Origin of the sequence: Paenibacillus sp. IHBB 3054 (genome assembly GCF_051594305.1) — a bacterium.
GTDB lineage: Bacteria > Bacillota > Bacilli > Paenibacillales > Paenibacillaceae > Paenibacillus_AQ.
This window is the reverse complement of sequence record NZ_JBOFBG010000028.1, coordinates 1-19,365: the sequence shown is the minus strand read 5'-3', so window position 1 is coordinate 19,365 and position 19,365 is coordinate 1. Positions and strand designations below refer to the sequence as shown.

Below are 19,365 nucleotides of genomic sequence, written 5' to 3'. Positions count from 1 at the left end.
AAGAACTATTAAAATATAAACGCTGGAAAACTCCTGCCGGGTTTTAAGAGCCGAGTGGAGATTTTTTATACAGGTGGAGGCCACAAAATGAGCGCAATCGCCGGTATCTGCCAATTGCAGCACCATAATCTGAATCCTGATCAGGGACCGAGTCTTATGCAGCAGCTGAGCCGTTATCCTGCGGATGATGCAAGGGGCTGGCAGGGTCAGGGGATTTTCCTCGGTTGCCGTGCGCAGTGGATTACTCCACAATCCTTGAACGAAAAGCTGCCGTTTTATGATCCCGAGCGGAGGATAGCAATTACAGCGGATGCCATTATCGACAACCGCAGCGAGCTGTTTGGGCAGCTTCAGGTGCCCTATGAAGACCGGGACACCATACCCGACAGCTTGCTCATCCTGCTCGCCTACGAGAAGTGGGGAGATCAGACACCCGTTCATCTGGTAGGAGACTTTGCCTTCATGATCTGGGACGAGCGCAAGCAAACCCTTTTCGGAGCCAGAGATTTCTCCGGCAACCGGACGCTCTATTTTCATAGATCCACTGAAAGTTTCGCTTTTTGCACAGTTATTCATCCGCTGCTTTCTATGCCGGGTGTAAGCCATAAGCTGAATGAAGAATGGGTCTCAGAGTTTCTGGCTATTCAGAATAGAGTCGATGCGACGGACTGCTTTTCAACGGTTTATCAAGCTATTGAACAGCTGCCTCCTTCACATTCCATGACCATCACCGGGGAGAAAATTACATTCTCCCGTTACTTTATATTGCAGGCACCGCCTAAACTGCGTCTTGGCTCCAACGGGGAATACGAGGAAGCCTTCCGCGAAGTATTCGGACAGGCGGTCAAAGATAGGCTTCGGACCCATCTTGCCGCCGGTGCCAACCTGAGCGGGGGGCTTGACTCCGGCTCGGTAGTCAGCTTCGCTGCTGAAGAACTCCGTCGCCGCGGGAAACCATTGCATACCTTCAGTTATTATCCTGTAGACAGCTTTACCGGTTTTAATCTGGGCAAAAGGGTAGCAGATGAGCGTCCTTTTATTCAGGAGACGATTGATCATGTAGGGAATATTCAGCCGAGCTTTCTGAACTTTCCCGAGCAGAGTCCTTATACCGAGATTGACGAATGGCTGGATATTCTGGAGATGCCCTACAAGTTCATTGAAAATTCTTACTGGCTTAAAGGCATATTTGAACAGGCACAACAGCAGGGACTTGGTGTTCTGCTGAGTGGACAAAGAGGCAATTGGAGTGTTTCCTGGGGACCTGCACTGGATTATCAGGCCAAGCTGATTCGTGAATTCCGGTGGCTCTCTTTCTACCGTGAGAATAAGCAATACAATCAGTCGATGGAAGCGAACCGCAGAAAGGTGCTGCAGATCGTCGGTAAAAAGGCCTTTCCGTCGCTTGAGCGGCTGCTGCCCCGCAAACGGGAGATGCAGCTTGAGCTGATTCATCCCGATTTTGCCAAACGAACGGAGGTCCATGAACGTCTTCGGGAATTCAATATGGACCGTAGACCCTCCTCGCAGACGGTTTATGATATCCGCCAGAAGCATTTTGAGCAGCCGCATATCTGGAATGTCAACGGAACAGTGGCTACCAAGATGTCGCTGAAGTACCGGGTATGGGACCGTGATCCCACGAATGATCTGCGCGTGATCCGCTTCTGCCTGTCCGTGCCGGAGGGACAGTTTGTCCAGAACGGGGTGGACCGTTCCCTGATTCGCAGAGCCATGGAGGGACGTCTGCCGGATGAGGTCAGAATGAACCGGAAGCAGCGCGGAGTGCAGGGAGCAGACGGGATTCTCCGGATGCTGCCGCAGTGGGACAGCTTCCTCGAAGAGCTTCGGGAAATGATTAAGGACCCCCGGACTGCAGCCTACTTGAACAACAATGTGCTTGCGGGATGTTTGGACCGGATTAGTGAGCCTAAACCGGAGATGATTTACAATTCGGAGTTCCGCCTCCTTACACGGGGACTTGTATTTTACCGCTTTCTGAAATCATTATCCTGATAGCAAGACGCCTGAAAGGGGGTGAAAGAATATGAAAAAGGAATACAGCAAGCCTGCTTTGGAAGTGCTCGACGTTAAAATGACTATGGCTGGACCAGGATTTAAACTCGCCGACTCCTTCCAAGATGATCCGGATGAGATCGTGCACTACTCCTAAGACTGCTTTTGGTCGTGCGGCCCTCATCCCCCTATGCTTGCTGAAGGGGGAGAAGGGCTATCTTTTCATCATCACCTTTTAGAACATGTGAATTTACAGGATGGAGTGAATCGTATGGCGAGTATCGTTCAAGGCTTGGCTTATAAAGCATTTGGTCTGCAAATTCATAGTGAATTTCCCTTGCCGGAGCTTCCTCTTACTGACCAGCCGGGGGTGATCGGCAGTGTGTCGGTCCTTCAAGAAGACTTGTCGGAGCGTTGGCAGGCCATTCCGAAGATCACACCCAGCCTGGGTGTATCAGGGAACGAAGTTATGTTTGAAGCCAAGGAAACCGCTATTTTCTCCATTCGGGACGGCAGTACGATTACAGTGTCACCTGCACCAGGTGCGGATGGCGACTGTGTACGGCTCTTTATTCTGGGAAGCTGCATGGGCGTTCTGCTGATGCAAAAAAAAATTCTCCCTCTTCACGGCAGTGCGCTTGTACTGGACAACAAGGCTTACGCGCTAGTTGGGCGTTCAGGGGCAGGTAAATCGACACTTGCCTCCTATTTGATGGATCAGGGCCACCTGCTGATCAGCGACGACGTTATTCCCGTTATGGTGCAAAATGGACATCCATTAGCAGTTCCAGGTTATCCGCAGCAAAAGCTGTGGCAGCAGAGCTTGGACTATTTGGGAATGAATTCGTCCTCTTACCGCCCGTTATTCGAACGTGAAACTAAATTTGCCGTTCCCGTGCATGACCGCTTCCAGGCTGAACCGCTGCCGCTCGCAGGTGTGTTTGAATTGTCGGCGGCCGGAGAAAGTCCGGTAGCCCTGCACGCCATCAGCGGCCTGGAACGGTTCCATACTTTATTTAATCACACTTATCAAAAGGCGATGATTGACCGGATTGGGATCCGCGAATGGCATTTTGGCATGTTGGCCTCTTTTGTTAACCGGCTGCCGATGTACCGGCTTACCCGTCCTGAAGCAGGCTTCAGTGCCCCGGCACAAGCTTCGCTTATATATGAAACGATCCAACATCAAGTGGAGGAGAGATGAACCTATGAATACTACAAATATTTTGTCCCTTGAAACGGTCCTTGTGCAGCGTGAGGGCAATATCGCCAGTGACATGGACGGCGAGAAAGTCATGCTGAATGTGAAGAATGGCAAGTACTACAATCTGGGTGAGGTTGGCGGAGAGATTTGGTCGGCCCTGGCATCACCGGTTACCGTAAGACGGATTGTGGAGACCATCCAGGAGATTTTTGAAGTTTCGGCGGAGCTTGCCGAGCAGGATGTGGTTGCTTTTGTGCAAAGTCTGCTGGATGAGGATCTCGTCGTAAATGTTAGCGGATCATGACAACCCTCCGTCGCATCCGCCTGTTGCTGACCGTTGACAAGGCTGCTGTGGCGCTGATTCCAGAGGCATTATGGAGGCTTTTTCTGGTGCGAATCCAGCTGCTTTTTCCGTTTGCAAGAACGGCTCCACGGCTGGGGATACAGTCTCAGGAGACTTCTGAGGTGTCCAATGCGGCCGATATTCCCCGGATTAAGCATATTACGAAAGCGATTCGTGTCATCAGCCGTTTTACACCCTGGAAGAGCACCTGTATGGTCCGTGCAGTGGCTGGGCTACAAATGTTAGAGAGACGCGGGATTGAAAGCACACTCTATATGGGGGTTGCCAGAGATAAGCAAGGTCAAATGATCGCCCATGCCTGGCTGCGCAGCGGAGCTTATTATGTCTCCGGCGATGATGCCATGCAGGGTTTTGTAGTTGTGGAGAAGTTTGCCAAAGTGTTACAAGCCGAGTAATCGAGGTGGGACCATGCAATCCATAATCTATTACATCCGGCAGCTTCAGCGCTTGTCCGGAGTCAAACTGTACCTTAACCTCCTTGGCATGGTCATCAGCGGACTGCTGGAGAGCTCAGCCATTCTGCTGCTTGTACCGATGCTGGGAATGGCCGGTATTCAGCTAGGCGGAACAGGAGCGGGATACAGTATACCTATGCTCGGTTTCCTGTCAGAGCTGCCGCAGACGACGGCGCTTGGGATTGTGCTCGGCGGGTATGTCGTTATCGTGTTCTGTCAAAATTTGATTTCACGCTTTGTTGCGGTCCGTAATGTGGAGATTCAGCAGAGCTACAGCCGGCAGCTGCGGTATGATGTTTACAGCGCACTTTTGCGGTCGGAGTGGGCCTTTTTCCTCAAAAAACGCACCTCTGACCTTATCAACGTAATGACCACGGAAATGGCGAGGGTGCTCGCTGGAATCAGCTGTTTTCTGCAGTTTCTCACCTCACTCCTGTTCACACTGGTGCAGATCGGCTTCGCCTTCTGGCTGTCCCCTAAGATGACTCTCTCTGTACTGGTATGTGCGGTTCTGCTGTCCTTGTTCTCCCGCAGATTCATCCGCAAAGCCAAGAGGCTGGGCAGTCGCAGCTCCCAGCTCGGCCAGATGTATCTAGCCGGAATCACGGACCAACTGAACGGAATCAAGGATATCAAAAGCAATAATCTGGAGCATTCCCGGTTGGACTGGCTTCATGGGTTTACCGCTGAGGTCAAAAACGAGCAGCTGGACTATACAAGACTGCGCTCGAATTCCCAGCTGCTGTACAAAATGTCGTCGACGCTCCTGATTGCTGCGTTTATCTTCGTGTCTTTCCGGTTTCTGCACGCAGAAGGCCCGTCTTTCCTGTTGGTCATCCTCGTGTTTGCCCGGCTGTGGCCGACTTTTGCTGCCCTTCAGTCGCTGATGGAGCAGCTCGCCTCTGTACTGCCTTCCTTCAAGCAGCTTCAGGCGCTGCAGGAAGAATGCCTGCAGGCTGCTGAACACGGTGCGGAAGGGGAAAGTGCGAAGCAAGTTACACCTATGGCTTTGAAGCAAAGCCTGGAAGCCCGGAACGTGAACTTCCGTTATGATCCGCAGGAGCCGCAATATTCGCTCCAGGGGGTAAATGTGGTGATTCCGGCTAATAAGATGACGGCGATTGTCGGACGTTCGGGCGCAGGGAAAAGCACGCTAGTCGATCTGCTTATGGGGCTGATGCAGCCGGAATCGGGCGAGATCTTGGCCGACGGTCAGTCCATTTCAGGAGACAACCTCCTGTCTTACCGGCGCTCCATCGGTTATGTAGCGCAGGATCCTTTTCTGTACAACGCGACGATCCGCGATAATCTGACGATGATCAAACCGGATGCCAGCGAGGAAGAACTGTGGGAAGCGCTGGAGTTTGCTTCTTCGGCCGATTTTGTCCGCAAGCTGCCGGAAGGACTGGATACGCTGATCGGTGACCGGGGCATCCGCCTGTCCGGCGGCGAACGGCAGCGTCTGGTGCTGGCACGCGCGATTATCCGCAAGCCTTCTATTCTGGTCCTCGATGAAGCGACAAGCGCGCTCGATACCGAGAACGAAAAGCGGATTCAGGAAGCGCTCGAACGGCTAAAGCATTCCGTGACGGTAATCGTGATCGCCCACCGGTTGTCCACCATCCGGGGAGCCGATCAGATTCTGGTCATCGACCAGGGTCGGGTCATCCAGCAGGGCGTGTTCGGCGGTCTGGCCTCGGAAAAAGGCGGCATGTTCAGCCGGTTGCTGAGCAGCCAGGAAGAGGCAATGTAGGCGACGCACAATTTCGGGTTGAAGCTGGCGAGACCTGTTGACGACTGGACATCTTAGAGGGATAGATCGGTAAAGAGATAACAAATAGAGAAATAGACTAAAGAACGAATAGACGAATAGACGAATAGACGAATAGACAAATAGCATGGCCCCTCTCTACCGAAATCGGCAGGGAGGGGCTTTTGGTGTCACATCTATCAGCCGATTTGGCATGGAGTTTGAAGATGATTGCACTTTGTACAGCAGAATTCCACCGAAAGCAGGTATATTTCGATTCTACTGCACTTTGTGCAGTCATATTTCGAAGAACCGCCGATATGCAGCTATATTTGAGAAATCTAGTGTACGAAATACAACAGAATGCTATGTGAGCTCCAAAAGAAAGGAATCTAGTGTATGAAGTACACCAGATTCCTTGATGGCTTTTACTATAATTAGTGAAAATGCTCTCTAAACCCCATCGACGCCATAGCAGAGCTTAACTGCCGCATACGGGCAATGGGTGTTCGACACACCCAATTTGGGGCACGCGCAATGCTTACTCACCCAATGCTCGGCACTTATGTATCAGTTCACCCAACATCCCGCACACGCAACGCTCGGCTCATCCATAACTCGGTTTACCCAACGTCCCGCACACGCAACGCTCGGCTCACCCAGTACTCAGTTCACCCAACGCCCTGCACGCGATACCCAGCTCACCCAACGGCACACACATCCTTCTCCTGTGCCGTCCTCCGATTAAGCACGCGAAATCATCACTCCGCCGCAATCTCAAGGTTAGCTTATATAGATGAAGGTTTGATTTGGACAGCAGCCTAGTTAGATGTAGTTACTGCAGCTATCTGGTGCCACGGCGGCCGTTTCTGGGAGTTAGATGTAGTCTGTGCAACTAAAAATAGGAATTTGCTCACTTTTAGCTGAATTCCTCAAAATAGATGTAAGGAGTGCAATTATATCCATATCGAACACGAAAAGCTGGATTATAACTGCACGAAATACAACTAACCAAACAGAGGGGGAAACCCGAACTCGCACTCCCACCTGTACCCGAACCCGAACTATGAACCCGCACCCGCACTATGAACTCGAACCCGCACTACCCAAACACAAACCACAGGCGTGTATCTCCGTCCACGTTGTACAATTGTATTTGGCCCGCCCTGTAGCAGCTGCCTTATCACACTTATGTAAATATGTTAATTCTTTTTGCCGGTTAGTTTTCGCCAAGTCCATAAGAAGGGGCGTAGGGGGAAATAAAGAAAATGCAGTGGCTTCGGCAGGGGCAGCGTTTTCTTATCCACCGCATAAGGATAAAGGAAGCCTGCTGCATATAGGAACTGATGCCACGGCGTAAGAATCGCCGGCTGATAATATTTGTAATGCCGCTCCACCTCGGGTTCCAGGGGCGGATTGTGCAGATTAACCATACGTGCCACATAGAAAAGTGCAAGCTGTGCCAACCGGCGAGCCTTCGGCTTGTCCGTCAACCCGGACAGACCGGGAGCAATCGGCACCTCCAGCAAATCCGCCGCGAGGATCAAGGCTTGCCCACCAACGCTGTCGTAATTATAACGCCGGAGCAGCCCGGTCAACACGCCGGCGTCAGGCTCTTGCAGAAGCAGCTGTTTAATATCCAGCAGCCATCTCAGCCTCGACCAGCCATGCCTTGCCCCATGCGCAGCCAGAAACAGGAATAAATCCTCCCTGCCCAAGTAATGGACGTTTTGTCCGAGCTGGCTGCTTGTCCGTGCATGTTTCCAAAGCTCATCAAAAACCGGCTCCTTAGAAGGCCCGGGACTTAATCGCCAATGAACCTCAACCTTGATGTTTTTGGCGGGGTGATTGAAGGTGTTGTGATGTTCGCGCCACTTCCAGTCTCCCAATATGCTCTCGAATTCCTCTTCTTTCACGTAACCGAGAGAGACCAGCAATGCTTCCGTCTCGGCCAGCTGTTCCATCGGCACAATAAAATCGAGGTCACGCGAGGTGCGCAGCGAGATATCACCGTATAAATCCTGTGCAAGCACCGGACCCTTCAGAAACAGAGAACGGATATTCAGCCGGGCAAGCGATTCGCCGATATTCCCCATTTCACCGCTGAGCTGAAGCATCTGGACGGTATTTCTGCGGTACTCCCATTTCAAACGCTGGGTAACCACAGACGGTACAGATTCACCTTGCATGCGGCTAAGCTTGGGATATAAAAAAGGATAAACGCGGTGATGCAGCGATAGCCGGATCATCAGCTCCCAGTCGATATCCGCGAACCGCTCCGGATTCCGCTCCGCCATATCATCGATGCTGTCAGCTGTAAGCAGTGCAAGAAGAAGTAATACTTCCTTAGATAAGCTCCTTTTATCAAGGGTATACCGGTCAGTCATAGAGACTCTCCTTAGTGGAATGTGAACAGATCCGTTGGCGGATTTGTTCTATTTAAAGAACGCATTGTGAGCGTAACACCGTCATCCGAAATTTGTCAATTTTTATGTGGATGATGTGCATTGTCCTTGCATTGGGCATGTCTTTAATTAAACATACAATGTGCAATAGAAGCATGTAAGAAACTCTATGATTGCCCAAATCCACAATGAAAATTCAAACACTGGAAGCGGTCTGCCGGACGTATTTACCATTCTCCATCTCGTTGTAGAGCACCCGGATGCCTCTTTATAGATGCCGATTTCCTTCCCGGGAAAAGAGGCCTGTTCTACCGTTTGCCCTAATCCCTTCGATCCATTGTGCGGTATGGTCCACGTTCCAGGCGGCAGCTTCTTCGTGCTCTCCAGTGAGATAGCTGATACGGAGCAGGGAGGAACCCGCTTTTCCGGTTTTGCCCAGATGGGTACGTACGGCCTCCACCCTGTTTATCGTTTCAAGAGGGATGTTTAAGCTTTTGGCCGGAAAATACATCTTGAAGATCAGGGAATCTTTGGTCAAGGCCAGCCAGCCGTTTCCGTGGAATTGACCTGGGCCTAGGGAAGAAAGACCATAGAAGTTAGCCAAACGCTCAGAAAATATGATCTCACAGGCGCTCATCTGCTTCCGTACCTGTAGGAATCTCAAGACTAGTCCGACCAATGCAAGGACCGCAATGCAGCCTGCTGCAATAACTGCTGGAATGAGTACCACCTTCTCCTGTTTCTTATTTCGAACAGATTAGGGCTGAAGTGAATCCGTCCCGTGCAAATATTTTACCACTTTCATCCATTACAGGAAAATGAGATCCCCCACTTTTCGAGTGGATAATTCTGATTTTGGCCAGTTAATACTGCATTTCCAGTAGGGTCCATTTATGTTAAGATATTTATCCGATGCCACAAGAAGAGGAGAGCGACACTGATGTTGCCTGAACTGGCGAAAAAATAGTTATAAGTAGAAGCTTGTTTGGGGAATCTCTGACTTCTAGATCTTAAGGGGGAGAGGGAATTGCATGAGGAATTAAGCGGAATTCACGGGGCGGAATCGTGGACAATCATCGAACCGGTACTTAAGGGCTGGTCGAAGGATAAAAAGTATTATGTCGAGGATGAGGCCGGGCGCAAGCTGCTGCTGAGGATCTCGGGCATTGAAGCCTTCCAGCGGAAGCAGGCAGAGCATCAGGTTGTAAAGCTGTTTAATGAGCTTGATTTTCCGATGTCGCGGGTGATTGATTTCGGAACATGCGGCCAAGGCAGGTATACCTATATGCTGCTGACGTGGGTAGAGGGTCGTCCGCTGGAGGAGTGTCTGCTTACGCTAACGGCTAAGGAACAGTATGAGCTTGGCGTGGAGGCGGGAAGGATATTGAAGCTGATGCACTCCATCCCGAATAGCAATGACCTTCCTCAATGGGAAGTACAGATGCAGGCGAAAATTCTGGCCCGGATCAAAGAATACGAAGACTGCCTGTATCATTTGGAGGGCGATGAGCAAGCTATTGCTTATGTAAAAGAAAATATCAGGCTTATCCATAACGTGAAGAAGGTCTACCAGCACGGAGACTTTCATATGGGCAATCTCATCTACACTCCTGAAGGCGGGATTGGAGTAATTGACTTCAACCGCTGGGATAACGGTGATTATGTTGAAGAGTTCTATAAGCTGCAGTTCTTTGACAGAGACCGGAGCGTTCCGTTTGCCAAAGGCAAACTTGAAGGATATTTCGAAGGAACGCCTCCAGAGGAATTTTGGAACAGGCAGGCACTGTACGTGGCCTACAGCTCGCTTTTTTCGATTAAGTGGTCGATCCCCTTTGGGGCAGCCGACATTGAATGCATGATGACCCGCGGCAGGATGGCGCTGGAGGATTATGATTATTTCAGTAGAGTCATTCCGCGCTGGTATCAGGCATAAGGCACATCGAAGATGCCCGCAATCTGTAGAAGACGAAGGCGATTCTGCAGGATTTTTTTTACGGCGTATTAATGTTTGGCCAAAAGATTGAAATTAAGGAGTGCAGTACGGTAGAATTGCACTATCAGCAGATTTAACCAAGAAGGGGATTGTATCGTTTGAATAATGAAGAAGTGAACCAAGAGCTGCCCGAGAATTACGAGGAGCTGAAGAAAGCCGCCGGCCGTTCGGCGGATTGGAGAGCGCGTCTTGCTGCAGTGGAAGAGCTGGGACAGACGAAGCACAAACAAATTATCGATATTCTGAATCGCCTGATGATTAGCGATCCTGTATATACCGTTCAAGAAGCTGCGTATGAGAAGCTGAAAGCCTTCGGCGAAGATGTGAAGGTGCCGTCGAAGAATAAGGCAGAGCTGTTCAGAGGCGTATCCAAGATTGCGCTGCGCATCAAGAAGAGTCTCCCTAAAGACCATTCGTATGAAGAGTTCAAGGAAAAGCTGAAGAAGATGAGAATCGACGTCTACGATGCTTACGAAGGTGAGAAGGGCGAGGATTTCGATCAATGGCTGGAGAAGTTGTGGATTTCAGCGACGAAATAGTTAGCAGTAATATAGCGGGGAGCCAAGGACTGGACAAGTCCTTGGCTCTTTCGTTTTTAGTTCCAGCCGCTCACTCCATTGCTAAGCCCGGCGGATATATAGTAAGGTGGCAAGAGGAAGAGATTGGAACATTGCAGCAGCAATCTTTTCCTATATCAATTACACACAAAGGATGACAACATGAACACTAACCCATCAAACGAACCGCTCTTTGAGCAATTTCAGGAATTTCTTAAGCTCTCCGGGGAATTGCGCCCCAATTATATTGCCAGCCTGGGAAGCCGTCCGGAAGACGGTAACTCTTCAATCAGCAGCATCGTGCCCGAAGTGCCGGAGCTTCTAAAAGTAATTTATAGCGCGGTTTCAGGTACCGGCAGCGATGAGGAAGAACCAAGCCTGATTGAGTTCATACCGGGATACAGGCTGATTCATATTAAGGAATATAAGCAGGAAATGCAGGTGCTGGCAGGCATTCTGGAGGAGAAGGGCCACCGGACAGACGGAGTGATTCTTCCGATCTTGACCAATTACGGCAGCGACTTTATTTGCTACTACCGGTCCACTGACGGAACGGAGCGGATTTGCGACCTGCTGCATGACTACGGCGACCTGGTTGTGATGTATGATTCACCACAGAAATTTCTGGAGACGTTATGCGAATTCTATAAGCAGGAAGTTTATTTTTTAGATGAGGAAGGTTATCTCGACTGCGATTTGGTCAAAGAAGGCGAGGTAGGTGCAGCCCTCAATCCGGCTGCGGAATATTGGGCGGAATAATCCAAATCTGTTGCGGGGTTTCTTCCTTTTTTACCGTCTAATGGACAGATTGGTAAAGGGAAGGTGCAGGTTAGATGCATAATCTATTTAGAAATAAAAACCGCCAAATCAGAGCAGGATGGGAGATACTGCTGCTGACAGCAGCAATATTTGCTATTACAATGATTGTCTCATTTGGGGTCTCGCTGCGGGTGGATTCCCGGCAATGGTTCGACCAGGACGGCTGGGTGCGGATATTCAAATCAAATGGTCTTTATATGTTTATCACCGTATGGTTTACGGTACGTGTCCTGCATAAACTTCCCTTAACCTCTATCGGACTCCCGCGGCCTGACGGAGCCAGATTCATTCAAGGATTCATTAGCGGAATGCTACTCTTGACATGTATTTCTCTGCTGCTGTGGGGGTTCGGCTCAGCAACTTTTCAGGGGGAGTGGGCCAATCCTCAATTTATGCGGCTAGATATCGTTGATCTGGTCATCACCGCAATCCTAGCTGGAATCTGCGAAGAAATTCTGTTCAGAGGATTTATTCAGCATCTGCTGGCCAGTCGCGTGGGCCTTTATTGGGCCGTGGCCATCACCTCTGTACTATTTTCACTTGCGCATATAGCCAATCCGGGCTACAACGGGATATGCTTTCTTAACATTGTGTTGGTAGCTCTTATCTTCTCAACGATGGTCATCCGGACAGGAAACTTATATTTTGCGATAGCCCTGCATATCTCGTGGAATCTGTTTCAAGGGTACGTACTGGGCATCGCAGTCAGCGGAAATACACCACATGGGTTGTATTCGCTGAAATTAACGGGTGCCGATTGGATCACCGGAGGAGAGTTTGGAGTAGAGGGAAGTCTTGTAACAACGATTGTGCTTGGGTTGGTTTTTGTTTTTATACTATTGGCTGTCAAACGCGGAACGGGGATGAGGAATACGATGGGTAAGGGCTTCGGTTCAGTTAATCGTTGATGTCGCTGCTGCTTTAAGCAGACCGAATGATAAAATAGCTACTGTACCTGCAACAAAGAGCAGCCCGAATCCGGGCTGCTCTTTGTTAGATTCGCACACTGATACGAAACTTAGCAACTGTTATCCATTACCCCTGCACGGACCGCTTTTCCTGCTCCCGCAGCTCAATTCTCCGTATCTTGCCGGAAGTAGTCTTCGGAAGATCCGTGATAAATTCAATTTTGCGCGGATATTTATAAGGGGCTGTCATTTCCTTGACATGACTCTGCAATTCCTTAATCAGCTCCGGTGTGCCTGCGCTATTGTCCTTCAGCACGACAAAGGCTTTTACGATCGAGCCGCGGATCTCGTCAGGGCTGGCCACAACTGCGCATTCTTTAACCATGGCATGCTTCATCAGGGCTTCTTCCACTTCAAAAGGACCGATGGTGTAGCCTGAGCTGATGATGATATCGTCTCCCCGGCCTTCAAACCAGAAATAGCCATCCTCATCTTTGCGCGCCCGGTCTCCGGTGACAAAATACTCCCCGTGGGAGCAATTCGCCTTACGTTCAGGGTCTTTGTAATAGTTCTGGAACAGGGCAGGCATGCTCAAATGCACGGCGATATCGCCGACAACACCCGCAGGAACCGGCTGCCCTTCCTCGTTAATCACCTCGACAATGCCCGGCGCGATGGATTGGCCCATGGACCCGACACGGATAGGCTGATCCTTCAGCGCAGCGATGATCAGCGTGCTTTCCGTCTGGCCGTAGCCGTCGCGGATGGTAATGTCGAAATGCTGTTGGAAGGTCCGGATGACCTCCTCGTTCAGAGGCTCGCCGGCGGATACGGCACAGCGCAGTTTGGACAGGTCATACTGCGGCAGTCCTTCCGTCTTGGCCATTAAGCGGTATTCCGTCGGGGTGCAGCATAATACCTGAATGGCTTGATCCTGAAGCAGCTGCAGATACCGGTCCGGATGGAATGGACCATTGTAGACAAAACCAGTGGCACCATTGCCGAGCACAGTTAAGAACGGACTCCAGATCCATTTTTGCCAGCCCGGTGCTGCAGTTGCCCAGACGGTATCTGATTCGCGGATGTCCAGCCATAGGGATGAGGTGATCCGCAGGTGTGCATATCCCCAGCCATGTGTATGAACTACGGCTTTAGGGTTGCCGGTAGTGCCGGAGGTATAAGCAAGGATGGCAATATCGTCGCGGCGGCTGGCTACGGCCGGGAAAGTATCCGGCTTGTCCGCCATAAGGCTCTCCAAACTGATCCAGCCTTCACCAAGGTCATCTTCATTTCCGGATACGGAGAGACGGTAGTCCAAGGCCGGCAGATCTTCGGCGATTTTGTTAACTTCTGCGGTAACTTCAGACCAGACGATTACAGCTCTCGCTTCCGAATGGCGCAGGCGGTAGGATAAATCCTTTGCCCGGAGCATCTCGGAGGAAGGGATAACGGCGAGTCCGAGCTTAAGGCAGGCGAGATAGATTGCGTAGGCAATAATGCGGCGCGGAACCATGACCAGCACGCGGTCACCTTGTTGAAGTCCGAGTTCTTTAAGGCCGCCGGCAAGCCGGTTAGCTTGTCCTAACAGCTCCCCGTAGGTAATTTCCTCGTAAGCGCCATCCTCATGCAACCATTTAAGCGCAATCTTATCGGAAGGATGCTGTTCCATTTCCGAAGTCAGATTGTAGAATTCCGGTGCGATCCAATGCTGATTGTCCAAATGAACCTCTCCTATATAAACGTAATGGTATATCCATACTCTATAGTATAGCACTTTACTTAGTACCAGATGCTAATTAGAGGTAATGAGAAGGAGGCTAAGAGAAGGTTCTGTGACTATTTTGTTATAATGCCTATAAAAAGGATGACGGCCTGAGAGTTATTTGCAGATCCGTGTTTTGGTTATCCCCTCCTGATCGAAGCGGAAGCCTGGATTTAGGTGTATCGCCATCCGCAGTTGCATTACAAAGACATCTGAGAGGAGAAAAATGTAATTTATAGTCATATTTTGAGAAAAATTATCAAAATTGAGACCATTCAATCTTTGGAAGACTTATAATATATAGATTAAAGAACTTCACGAAAGATAAGGAGACTCCAGCATGCTTTTTAAACCGATCCCTGTTATAACGGGATTCTTAACAATATCCTGCTTATTGTCAGCCTGCAGTAGCCGGCCTGCGGCTGCCGGTAATCTTTCAGCGGATTCTTCGTCCATTTCGTCACCTTTCGTTTCACGGGTGGCCCAAGCTAATCCTGGCGCTTCCGTCATACCGGCTGTTCCCGGACCTTCTAGCTCAGCGGCGGTATCAAACGCACTCTCTATTCAATTAAAAGGAACGACTTATTTCTTCCCAGGCCACAATGTCGCGACGAAGCGTTATAATTTTGCGGCGGCAACCTCAACCGGGATCGTCTGGTCACCTGCTCCCCCAATGGAGGGGGAAGGTACTGATCCGGCAGGTATCCCGCTGGAGCCTTTCACCATTTATCTTAGCGATCCGGCGGATATCGAGCTGAATGCTGCGAAGGCCCGTAAGCTTTGGACGCTGGCATTGCCTGAGGCTGCCGATGAATATACAAAGCTCAATAGTCTGCAGGGTGTAGGTGAATATGTAGTCTACCATACGTACACCATGTTCCGGGGAGGCGCACAGGCGTTGAGGAATCAGGCTTGGGCGCTGAAGACCGGCGATCCGGCGGATAATATTGAAATTCTCTCCTTCCGTGCCGCAGGCGGTTACTTCTATAGTTGGGGAATCGAGGAACAGAACAAGCTATATGTATCGGTGAGCCAGCGTCCTGATGGTGATGGCAGCTATGAATATGAGGTATATGTATATTCCCTTGAACAGGAACGGAAGATGCAAATGAAACAGTTTACGTTAGATAAAGATATGATTAAGTTTCAATATAATGGCAGGTCATATTCCGTCAAGCTGCAGCAGGTCTAAACCTCCTGTACAGCAGTCTAAACGATACACACTTTACCAGAAAGCAGGCAGTTGATTATGGGCCCTACAACCTTTGATGAGATATTTGGTATTATGAAATCTTCTTTTCCAGTGAGTGAGATCAGAACCTACAGCGGGCAGCGATCTTTGCTGCATAACCCTAACTACCGCCTGTTCACTGAGCAGGATGCCAAGGGGAGGACGCTCGCCTTTTTGGCGGCGTGGGAGTTTCCGGCTCTGCGTTTTGTCGAGCATATAGCAGTAGATCCCGGCATCAGGGGAGGAGGACTCGGCAAAAAGCTGATGCTCAATTATATCGGCCGTTCGGACATTCCTATTCTGCTGGAGGTAGAGCCGCCAAGCGGGGAACTGGAGCAGCGGAGAATCGGGTTTTATGAGCGGCTTGGCTTTCACCTCAATGCCTATGAGTATAACCAGCCCCCGCTCCGTACAGGACAGGCTGATCTGCCGCTGCGCATTATGACGTATCCCCGCCCGATAAACCGGGAGGAATTCCATCAGTACAGGGAAATCCTGTACACTGAGGTGTATAGAGTTACAGCACCAGGCAGCCACCCATAGTGATCATACCCTAAACAGCCCGCGCTATCGCAAAGATAGGCGGGCTGTTCTGACTTGGAAATCCTTCTTTACAATCCGGATACAAGTTAGAAACAAGTTCATGATTAAATTGAACTATAGCAAAGGACATAACAAACCAACTCGCAAGGGAGACGATATTCAATGAAAAGCAAAAAAATGATCATAGCAACGATGGTATTCGGAATGGCGGTTACGGGCTCGGCAGGTGTGTACGCAGGAACTAATCTGCAAAAGATTAGTGCCTATCTGAACCATAGCATCGGCTTCCAAGTAAACGGAGCGGCTTATACGCCCGTAGACGGCAATGGCAAAACACTGGCGCCCATTACTTATAATAATACGACTTACTTGCCTGTACGTGCGATGGCGGATGTGCTGAAGGTGCCGGTGACCTTTGACGCCTCATCCAACCAGGTGATTCTGGGTACCAATAATAGCTCAGCTGTTACTTTAGCGGCGGTTCCATACAGCACATCGCAAAAACAGGAGATCACCAAGGCATTCGCAAACTTCCAGGGTTTTGAGACTGCTTATGCTCCACTCAAAATGACCAGCGGTGATGCTCTCCAGAAAATTGGCGGCGGCGAGGATGGGCTAAGCTTCCTGTTCAAACATATGAGAGTGGTTGTTTCTCCCCGCGATTACTCTGATTCCTATGATGGAACTACAGTGAAGCTGTCGAACGGAACGGAAGGCAAATGGTACACGCCTAGTGATCTTGCGATGATGACCTTCAAAGTAGCTGACCGCTATGTCACCATCAGCTCCCCGGATAAATCATTGAGTAAAGCACAGTTGGAGAATGTAGCCGTAAGCGTGGCGAAACTGAGCAAGTAAGCACCAGCCCCTCGGACGTTAGAGTCAATATAGGCGATCGGCAAAAACAAGGGGATGTCTGTCAAAGCCACCGGCTCTGCAGACATCCCCTTGTCTATTTATTTGTACCATGTTGTTTAGTTGGCAGCGCTGCTTCTGGTGACCCCTTCCCCCGGCGTTTGTTCTTCTCCGCCTTCCGCTGATTCTCCTGAAACTTCTCCACAAATTCGTGAGTATTCATGCTGAACCTCCTAAAAGTATTGTGAGCATCCGCTTCTCGGGTCCACTTCGTACATAACTCGCTTCGGAAGCATAGGCCTTAACCAAACTGCTGTTTGTTACTGTAACCATATAGGCATCAAATCATTCACGTTGAGCGGTATGTGACTGTCTCAACATGCGGTTGGTCTTTTCTGGAGCAATCCAATGGTTGACAAAACATTTAAAATGGAGCAAAGTAAACTTATAGTTTACTTTATGACACTGTGGTGTAATGTGGAGGCGGCGAAACCATTGGGAATCGATCAACGCAGGGAGAAGGAAAAACAGATCCGTCGAAATGACATCCTGGAAGCGGCGGAGCATGTCTTTTTTGCCAAAGGATACAATCAGGCGACCATGGACGATGTGGCTAAAGCGGCTGAGTTCAGCAAAAGAACCGTATACGTGTATTTCAACAGCAAGGAGCAAATCTATTTTGAAATTATGATTCGGGGCTATAGGCTGATGATCGGTTTGCTGAAGCAGAAGATCCAGAATGCAGGCGCAGTTACAGCTATAGAGAGTCTGAGGCAAATGGGAGATGTTTTTTACAGCTTCAGCAGGCAGCATCCGGAATACTTCAAGGCCATTATTGAATATGAGACCGCAGAGATCGATTTTGAGAGTGGGGTGACGGACGAGGCGAGGGATGAATGTTATGCCCTGGGTGAAGAAATGACGGAATATTTGGTTGGACTTTTGCGTCAGGGGATGGATGAAGGGGGGATCCGCAAGGACCTGGATGTGGTAAAAACAGCGCTCGTACTTTGGTCTTGTGTGATTGGTGTGCTGAATACTGCGCATAAGAAGGAAAAATACATCCGCCACATGCATTCTACAACACCGGATGAGCTGGTTTCGGCAGCATTTACTCTCATGCTTGAGTCTATCCGTAACTAAGGGGGAGAGAACGTGAAAGGGATAAGGTGGAGAAGACGGGTGATTCTCATTCTTTCAGCGATTGGCGTTTTGATTGTCATAACTTTTGCTTCATTAATGTTCATTAGTGGAGTCTTCCGGGAGCAGAAGTATCTGGAGCCTTGGAAGCCAAGCTATTCTGCTGCAATCACGGACCCGAGGGTGCAATTGGCCGCGCATGGGCTTTTGGCTGCCAGCAGCCACAACATGCAGCCGTGGAAGATCAAGCTGGACAGCAGCGATCCGCTGAAGTTTGCTCTGTACGCGGATAGTGAACGTTTATCGCCTGCAGTTGATCCATATGCACGGCAGTTCATGGTTTCACAGGGGACTTTTTTAGAATATGTCAGGGTTGCCGGAGAAGAGCTAGGTTATGAGACAGCGATTGAGCTGTTTCCGGAAGGGGACTATGATGAGAAGAGACTTGTGCAGAGTATAGGCACCAAACCTGTAGCGGTCATCACTCTCACCAAAATGAACTCCGCGAGCCAGCCACTCTACCCGTATTTATTCCTTTCGGACACCAACAGAGGGGCATACCGATCGGATTCACTGCTTGCCGATCAGGTAGATGAGCTGCAGGGTCTTCAAGAGAATAAGGATATTTCCATAAGAATTGTTCAAGATACGGATAATATGAAGCGGCTCGCAAACTACATAAAAGAAGCATCTATTGTTGAGGCTGGCGTCGAGCCGGTCATGGAAGAGTCTGCAAGGATATTCCGATCTAATGAAAAAGAGAAGAATAAATATCGTTATGGCTTCTCCGTAGAGGGGCAGGGAACGGATGGGCTTATGCGTCATATGCTGCAAGGTCTAGTTACACTGTTTCCTTCGCTGAACAAGGGAGAGGCTGCTTCCAAGCAATTCATCACATCGACTGAAACTTCCGTAAACAACACGCCTGCCTTTGCCATGATTCGTTCTGCCGACAACAGCCGTTTGAGCCAGGTCCGCAGCGGAATGTTATACAGCAGGCTGGTGCTGTCCGCTCACCGTTTGGGCCTTGCCATACAGCCCTTAAGCCAGGCCTTGGAGGAATATCCCGAAATGAGCCAGCTATACAGCGATATTCACCGCAGTTATGCAGCGGATGGAGAGACCATTCAAATGCTCGTACGTATCGGTACTCCAGTAAAGGGAGCGCCTTTAAGCTTGAGAAGAGATGTGCACGAATTGCTAATCAGCGAATCTTCAGAATAATAAAGCTGAAAAGGGGTAATATAAATAAAGTGTTGCAATGTTCTCAAATACATGATATATTCTATTTCTGGCCGCGAAACATCAACGCCGGGCTCGAAAAAGAAGTTGAAAAAAAGAGCTTGCATTGATCGGCTGGATG

General features: G+C 49.8%; 19 protein-coding genes. 15 read left to right on the top strand and 4 right to left on the bottom strand.

Features of this window, described 5'->3' with window-relative positions:
• Window positions 1–87: 87 nt before the first annotated feature.
• The 6 genes from ACQ76X_RS24460 to ACQ76X_RS24435 all read left to right on the top strand — a co-directional run bounded on the left by ACQ76X_RS24460 (window position 88) and on the right by ACQ76X_RS24435 (window position 5,792).
• The gene (locus tag ACQ76X_RS24460; RefSeq protein ID WP_438496328.1) at window positions 88–2,016 is read left to right on the top strand and encodes an asparagine synthase-related protein; all 1,929 of its coding nucleotides are present in this window, start codon (window positions 88–90) and stop codon (window positions 2,014–2,016) included.
• Window positions 2,017–2,047: 31 nt separating this feature from the next.
• Window positions 2,048–2,173: a paeninodin family lasso peptide gene (locus ACQ76X_RS24455; protein WP_038586022.1), complete on the top strand. Its 126-nt coding sequence runs from the start codon at window positions 2,048–2,050 to the stop codon at window positions 2,171–2,173.
• Window positions 2,174–2,287: 114 nt separating this feature from the next.
• Window positions 2,288–3,220: an aldolase gene (locus tag ACQ76X_RS24450; RefSeq protein WP_438496327.1), complete on the top strand. Its 933-nt coding sequence runs from the start codon at window positions 2,288–2,290 to the stop codon at window positions 3,218–3,220.
• Between the two features lie 4 nt (window positions 3,221–3,224).
• On the top strand, window positions 3,225–3,524 hold the full coding sequence (locus tag ACQ76X_RS24445) for a lasso peptide biosynthesis PqqD family chaperone (protein WP_038586027.1): 300 nt from the start codon (window positions 3,225–3,227) through the stop codon (window positions 3,522–3,524).
• Window positions 3,521–3,979, top strand: coding sequence for a lasso peptide biosynthesis B2 protein (locus ACQ76X_RS24440; protein ID WP_438496326.1), 459 nt, complete (start codon window positions 3,521–3,523; stop codon window positions 3,977–3,979). The genes ACQ76X_RS24445 and ACQ76X_RS24440 overlap by 4 nt, the downstream gene beginning before the upstream one ends.
• Before the next feature lie 13 nt (window positions 3,980–3,992).
• Window positions 3,993–5,792 carry an ABC transporter ATP-binding protein gene (locus ACQ76X_RS24435; protein WP_438496324.1) on the top strand — a complete coding sequence of 600 codons (1,800 nt, stop codon included), beginning with the start codon at window positions 3,993–3,995 and terminating at the stop codon, window positions 5,790–5,792.
• Between the two features lie 1,199 nt (window positions 5,793–6,991).
• On the opposite strand, the gene ACQ76X_RS24430 is transcribed toward ACQ76X_RS24435, so the two are convergent.
• Together ACQ76X_RS24430 and ACQ76X_RS24425 are read right to left on the bottom strand one after the other, a co-directional pair.
• Window positions 6,992–8,176 (bottom strand): nucleotidyltransferase domain-containing protein, encoded by a 1,185-nt coding sequence (locus ACQ76X_RS24430; protein ID WP_438496323.1) that lies wholly within the window; start codon window positions 8,174–8,176, stop codon window positions 6,992–6,994.
• A gap of 286 nt (window positions 8,177–8,462) precedes the next feature.
• Window positions 8,463–8,924, bottom strand: coding sequence for a hypothetical protein (locus ACQ76X_RS24425; protein WP_438496322.1), 462 nt, complete (start codon window positions 8,922–8,924; stop codon window positions 8,463–8,465).
• Window positions 8,925–9,221: 297 nt separating this feature from the next.
• Between ACQ76X_RS24425 and ACQ76X_RS24420 the strand changes: the two genes are divergently transcribed.
• The 4 genes from ACQ76X_RS24420 to ACQ76X_RS24405 all read left to right on the top strand — a co-directional run bounded on the left by ACQ76X_RS24420 (window position 9,222) and on the right by ACQ76X_RS24405 (window position 12,471).
• Entirely contained in the window at window positions 9,222–10,127 is a 906-nt protein-coding gene (locus ACQ76X_RS24420; RefSeq protein WP_438496321.1) for an aminoglycoside phosphotransferase family protein, read from the top strand.
• A 158-nt stretch (window positions 10,128–10,285) separates the two neighbouring features.
• Window positions 10,286–10,726, top strand: coding sequence for a HEAT repeat domain-containing protein (locus ACQ76X_RS24415; protein WP_038586039.1), 441 nt, complete (start codon window positions 10,286–10,288; stop codon window positions 10,724–10,726).
• Between the two features lie 180 nt (window positions 10,727–10,906).
• On the top strand, window positions 10,907–11,503 hold the full coding sequence (locus ACQ76X_RS24410; RefSeq protein WP_438496320.1) for a hypothetical protein: 597 nt from the start codon (window positions 10,907–10,909) through the stop codon (window positions 11,501–11,503).
• A gap of 74 nt (window positions 11,504–11,577) precedes the next feature.
• Window positions 11,578–12,471 carry a lysostaphin resistance A-like protein gene (locus ACQ76X_RS24405; RefSeq protein ID WP_438496318.1) on the top strand — a complete coding sequence of 298 codons (894 nt, stop codon included), beginning with the start codon at window positions 11,578–11,580 and terminating at the stop codon, window positions 12,469–12,471.
• 127 nt (window positions 12,472–12,598) lie between these two features.
• Here the strand turns inward: ACQ76X_RS24405 and ACQ76X_RS24400 are convergent, their stop codons facing one another.
• Window positions 12,599–14,140, bottom strand: a complete 1,542-nt coding sequence (locus tag ACQ76X_RS24400; protein ID WP_438496401.1) for an acyl-CoA synthetase — start codon at window positions 14,138–14,140, stop codon at window positions 12,599–12,601.
• A 433-nt stretch (window positions 14,141–14,573) separates the two neighbouring features.
• Here ACQ76X_RS24400 and ACQ76X_RS24395 point away from each other — a divergent pair, with 433 nt between their 5' ends.
• The 3 genes from ACQ76X_RS24395 (at window position 14,574) to ACQ76X_RS24385 (ending at window position 16,865) form a co-directional block, all read left to right on the top strand.
• Window positions 14,574–15,425, top strand: coding sequence for a hypothetical protein (locus ACQ76X_RS24395; RefSeq protein WP_438496317.1), 852 nt, complete (start codon window positions 14,574–14,576; stop codon window positions 15,423–15,425).
• 57 nt (window positions 15,426–15,482) lie between these two features.
• Window positions 15,483–16,007 carry a GNAT family N-acetyltransferase gene (locus ACQ76X_RS24390; protein WP_438496316.1) on the top strand — a complete coding sequence of 175 codons (525 nt, stop codon included), beginning with the start codon at window positions 15,483–15,485 and terminating at the stop codon, window positions 16,005–16,007.
• Window positions 16,008–16,169: 162 nt separating this feature from the next.
• On the top strand, window positions 16,170–16,865 hold the full coding sequence (locus ACQ76X_RS24385) for a hypothetical protein (protein WP_438496315.1): 696 nt from the start codon (window positions 16,170–16,172) through the stop codon (window positions 16,863–16,865).
• Window positions 16,866–16,959: 94 nt separating this feature from the next.
• On the opposite strand, the gene ACQ76X_RS24380 is transcribed toward ACQ76X_RS24385, so the two are convergent.
• Window positions 16,960–17,085: a DUF4023 family protein gene (locus tag ACQ76X_RS24380; protein ID WP_341089863.1), complete on the bottom strand. Its 126-nt coding sequence runs from the start codon at window positions 17,083–17,085 to the stop codon at window positions 16,960–16,962.
• Between the two features lie 272 nt (window positions 17,086–17,357).
• Between ACQ76X_RS24380 and ACQ76X_RS24375 the strand changes: the two genes are divergently transcribed.
• Window positions 17,358–18,005, top strand: coding sequence for a TetR/AcrR family transcriptional regulator (locus tag ACQ76X_RS24375; protein WP_438496314.1), 648 nt, complete (start codon window positions 17,358–17,360; stop codon window positions 18,003–18,005).
• A 12-nt stretch (window positions 18,006–18,017) separates the two neighbouring features.
• On the top strand, window positions 18,018–19,226 hold the full coding sequence (locus ACQ76X_RS24370) for an Acg family FMN-binding oxidoreductase (RefSeq protein WP_438496313.1): 1,209 nt from the start codon (window positions 18,018–18,020) through the stop codon (window positions 19,224–19,226).
• Window positions 19,227–19,365 lie beyond the last annotated feature (139 nt).

Excerpts from the sequence above, each read along its gene's own strand:
- ACQ76X_RS24460 (WP_438496328.1), top strand. The coding sequence starts at position 88 with ATGAGCGCAATCGCCGGTATCTGCCAATTGCAGCACCATAATCTGAAT.
- ACQ76X_RS24455 (WP_038586022.1), top strand. The coding sequence starts at position 2,048 with ATGAAAAAGGAATACAGCAAGCCTGCTTTGGAAGTGCTCGACGTTAAA.
- ACQ76X_RS24450 (WP_438496327.1), top strand. The coding sequence starts at position 2,288 with ATGGCGAGTATCGTTCAAGGCTTGGCTTATAAAGCATTTGGTCTGCAA.
- ACQ76X_RS24445 (WP_038586027.1), top strand. The coding sequence starts at position 3,225 with ATGAATACTACAAATATTTTGTCCCTTGAAACGGTCCTTGTGCAGCGT.
- ACQ76X_RS24440 (WP_438496326.1), top strand. The coding sequence starts at position 3,521 with ATGACAACCCTCCGTCGCATCCGCCTGTTGCTGACCGTTGACAAGGCT.
- ACQ76X_RS24435 (WP_438496324.1), top strand. The coding sequence starts at position 3,993 with ATGCAATCCATAATCTATTACATCCGGCAGCTTCAGCGCTTGTCCGGA.
- ACQ76X_RS24430 (WP_438496323.1), bottom strand. The coding sequence starts at position 8,176 with ATGACTGACCGGTATACCCTTGATAAAAGGAGCTTATCTAAGGAAGTA.
- ACQ76X_RS24410 (WP_438496320.1), top strand. The coding sequence starts at position 10,907 with ATGAACACTAACCCATCAAACGAACCGCTCTTTGAGCAATTTCAGGAA.
- ACQ76X_RS24405 (WP_438496318.1), top strand. The coding sequence starts at position 11,578 with ATGCATAATCTATTTAGAAATAAAAACCGCCAAATCAGAGCAGGATGG.
- ACQ76X_RS24400 (WP_438496401.1), bottom strand. The coding sequence starts at position 14,140 with ATGGAACAGCATCCTTCCGATAAGATTGCGCTTAAATGGTTGCATGAG.
- ACQ76X_RS24395 (WP_438496317.1), top strand. The coding sequence starts at position 14,574 with ATGCTTTTTAAACCGATCCCTGTTATAACGGGATTCTTAACAATATCC.
- ACQ76X_RS24390 (WP_438496316.1), top strand. The coding sequence starts at position 15,483 with ATGGGCCCTACAACCTTTGATGAGATATTTGGTATTATGAAATCTTCT.
- ACQ76X_RS24385 (WP_438496315.1), top strand. The coding sequence starts at position 16,170 with ATGAAAAGCAAAAAAATGATCATAGCAACGATGGTATTCGGAATGGCG.
- ACQ76X_RS24380 (WP_341089863.1), bottom strand. The coding sequence starts at position 17,085 with ATGAATACTCACGAATTTGTGGAGAAGTTTCAGGAGAATCAGCGGAAG.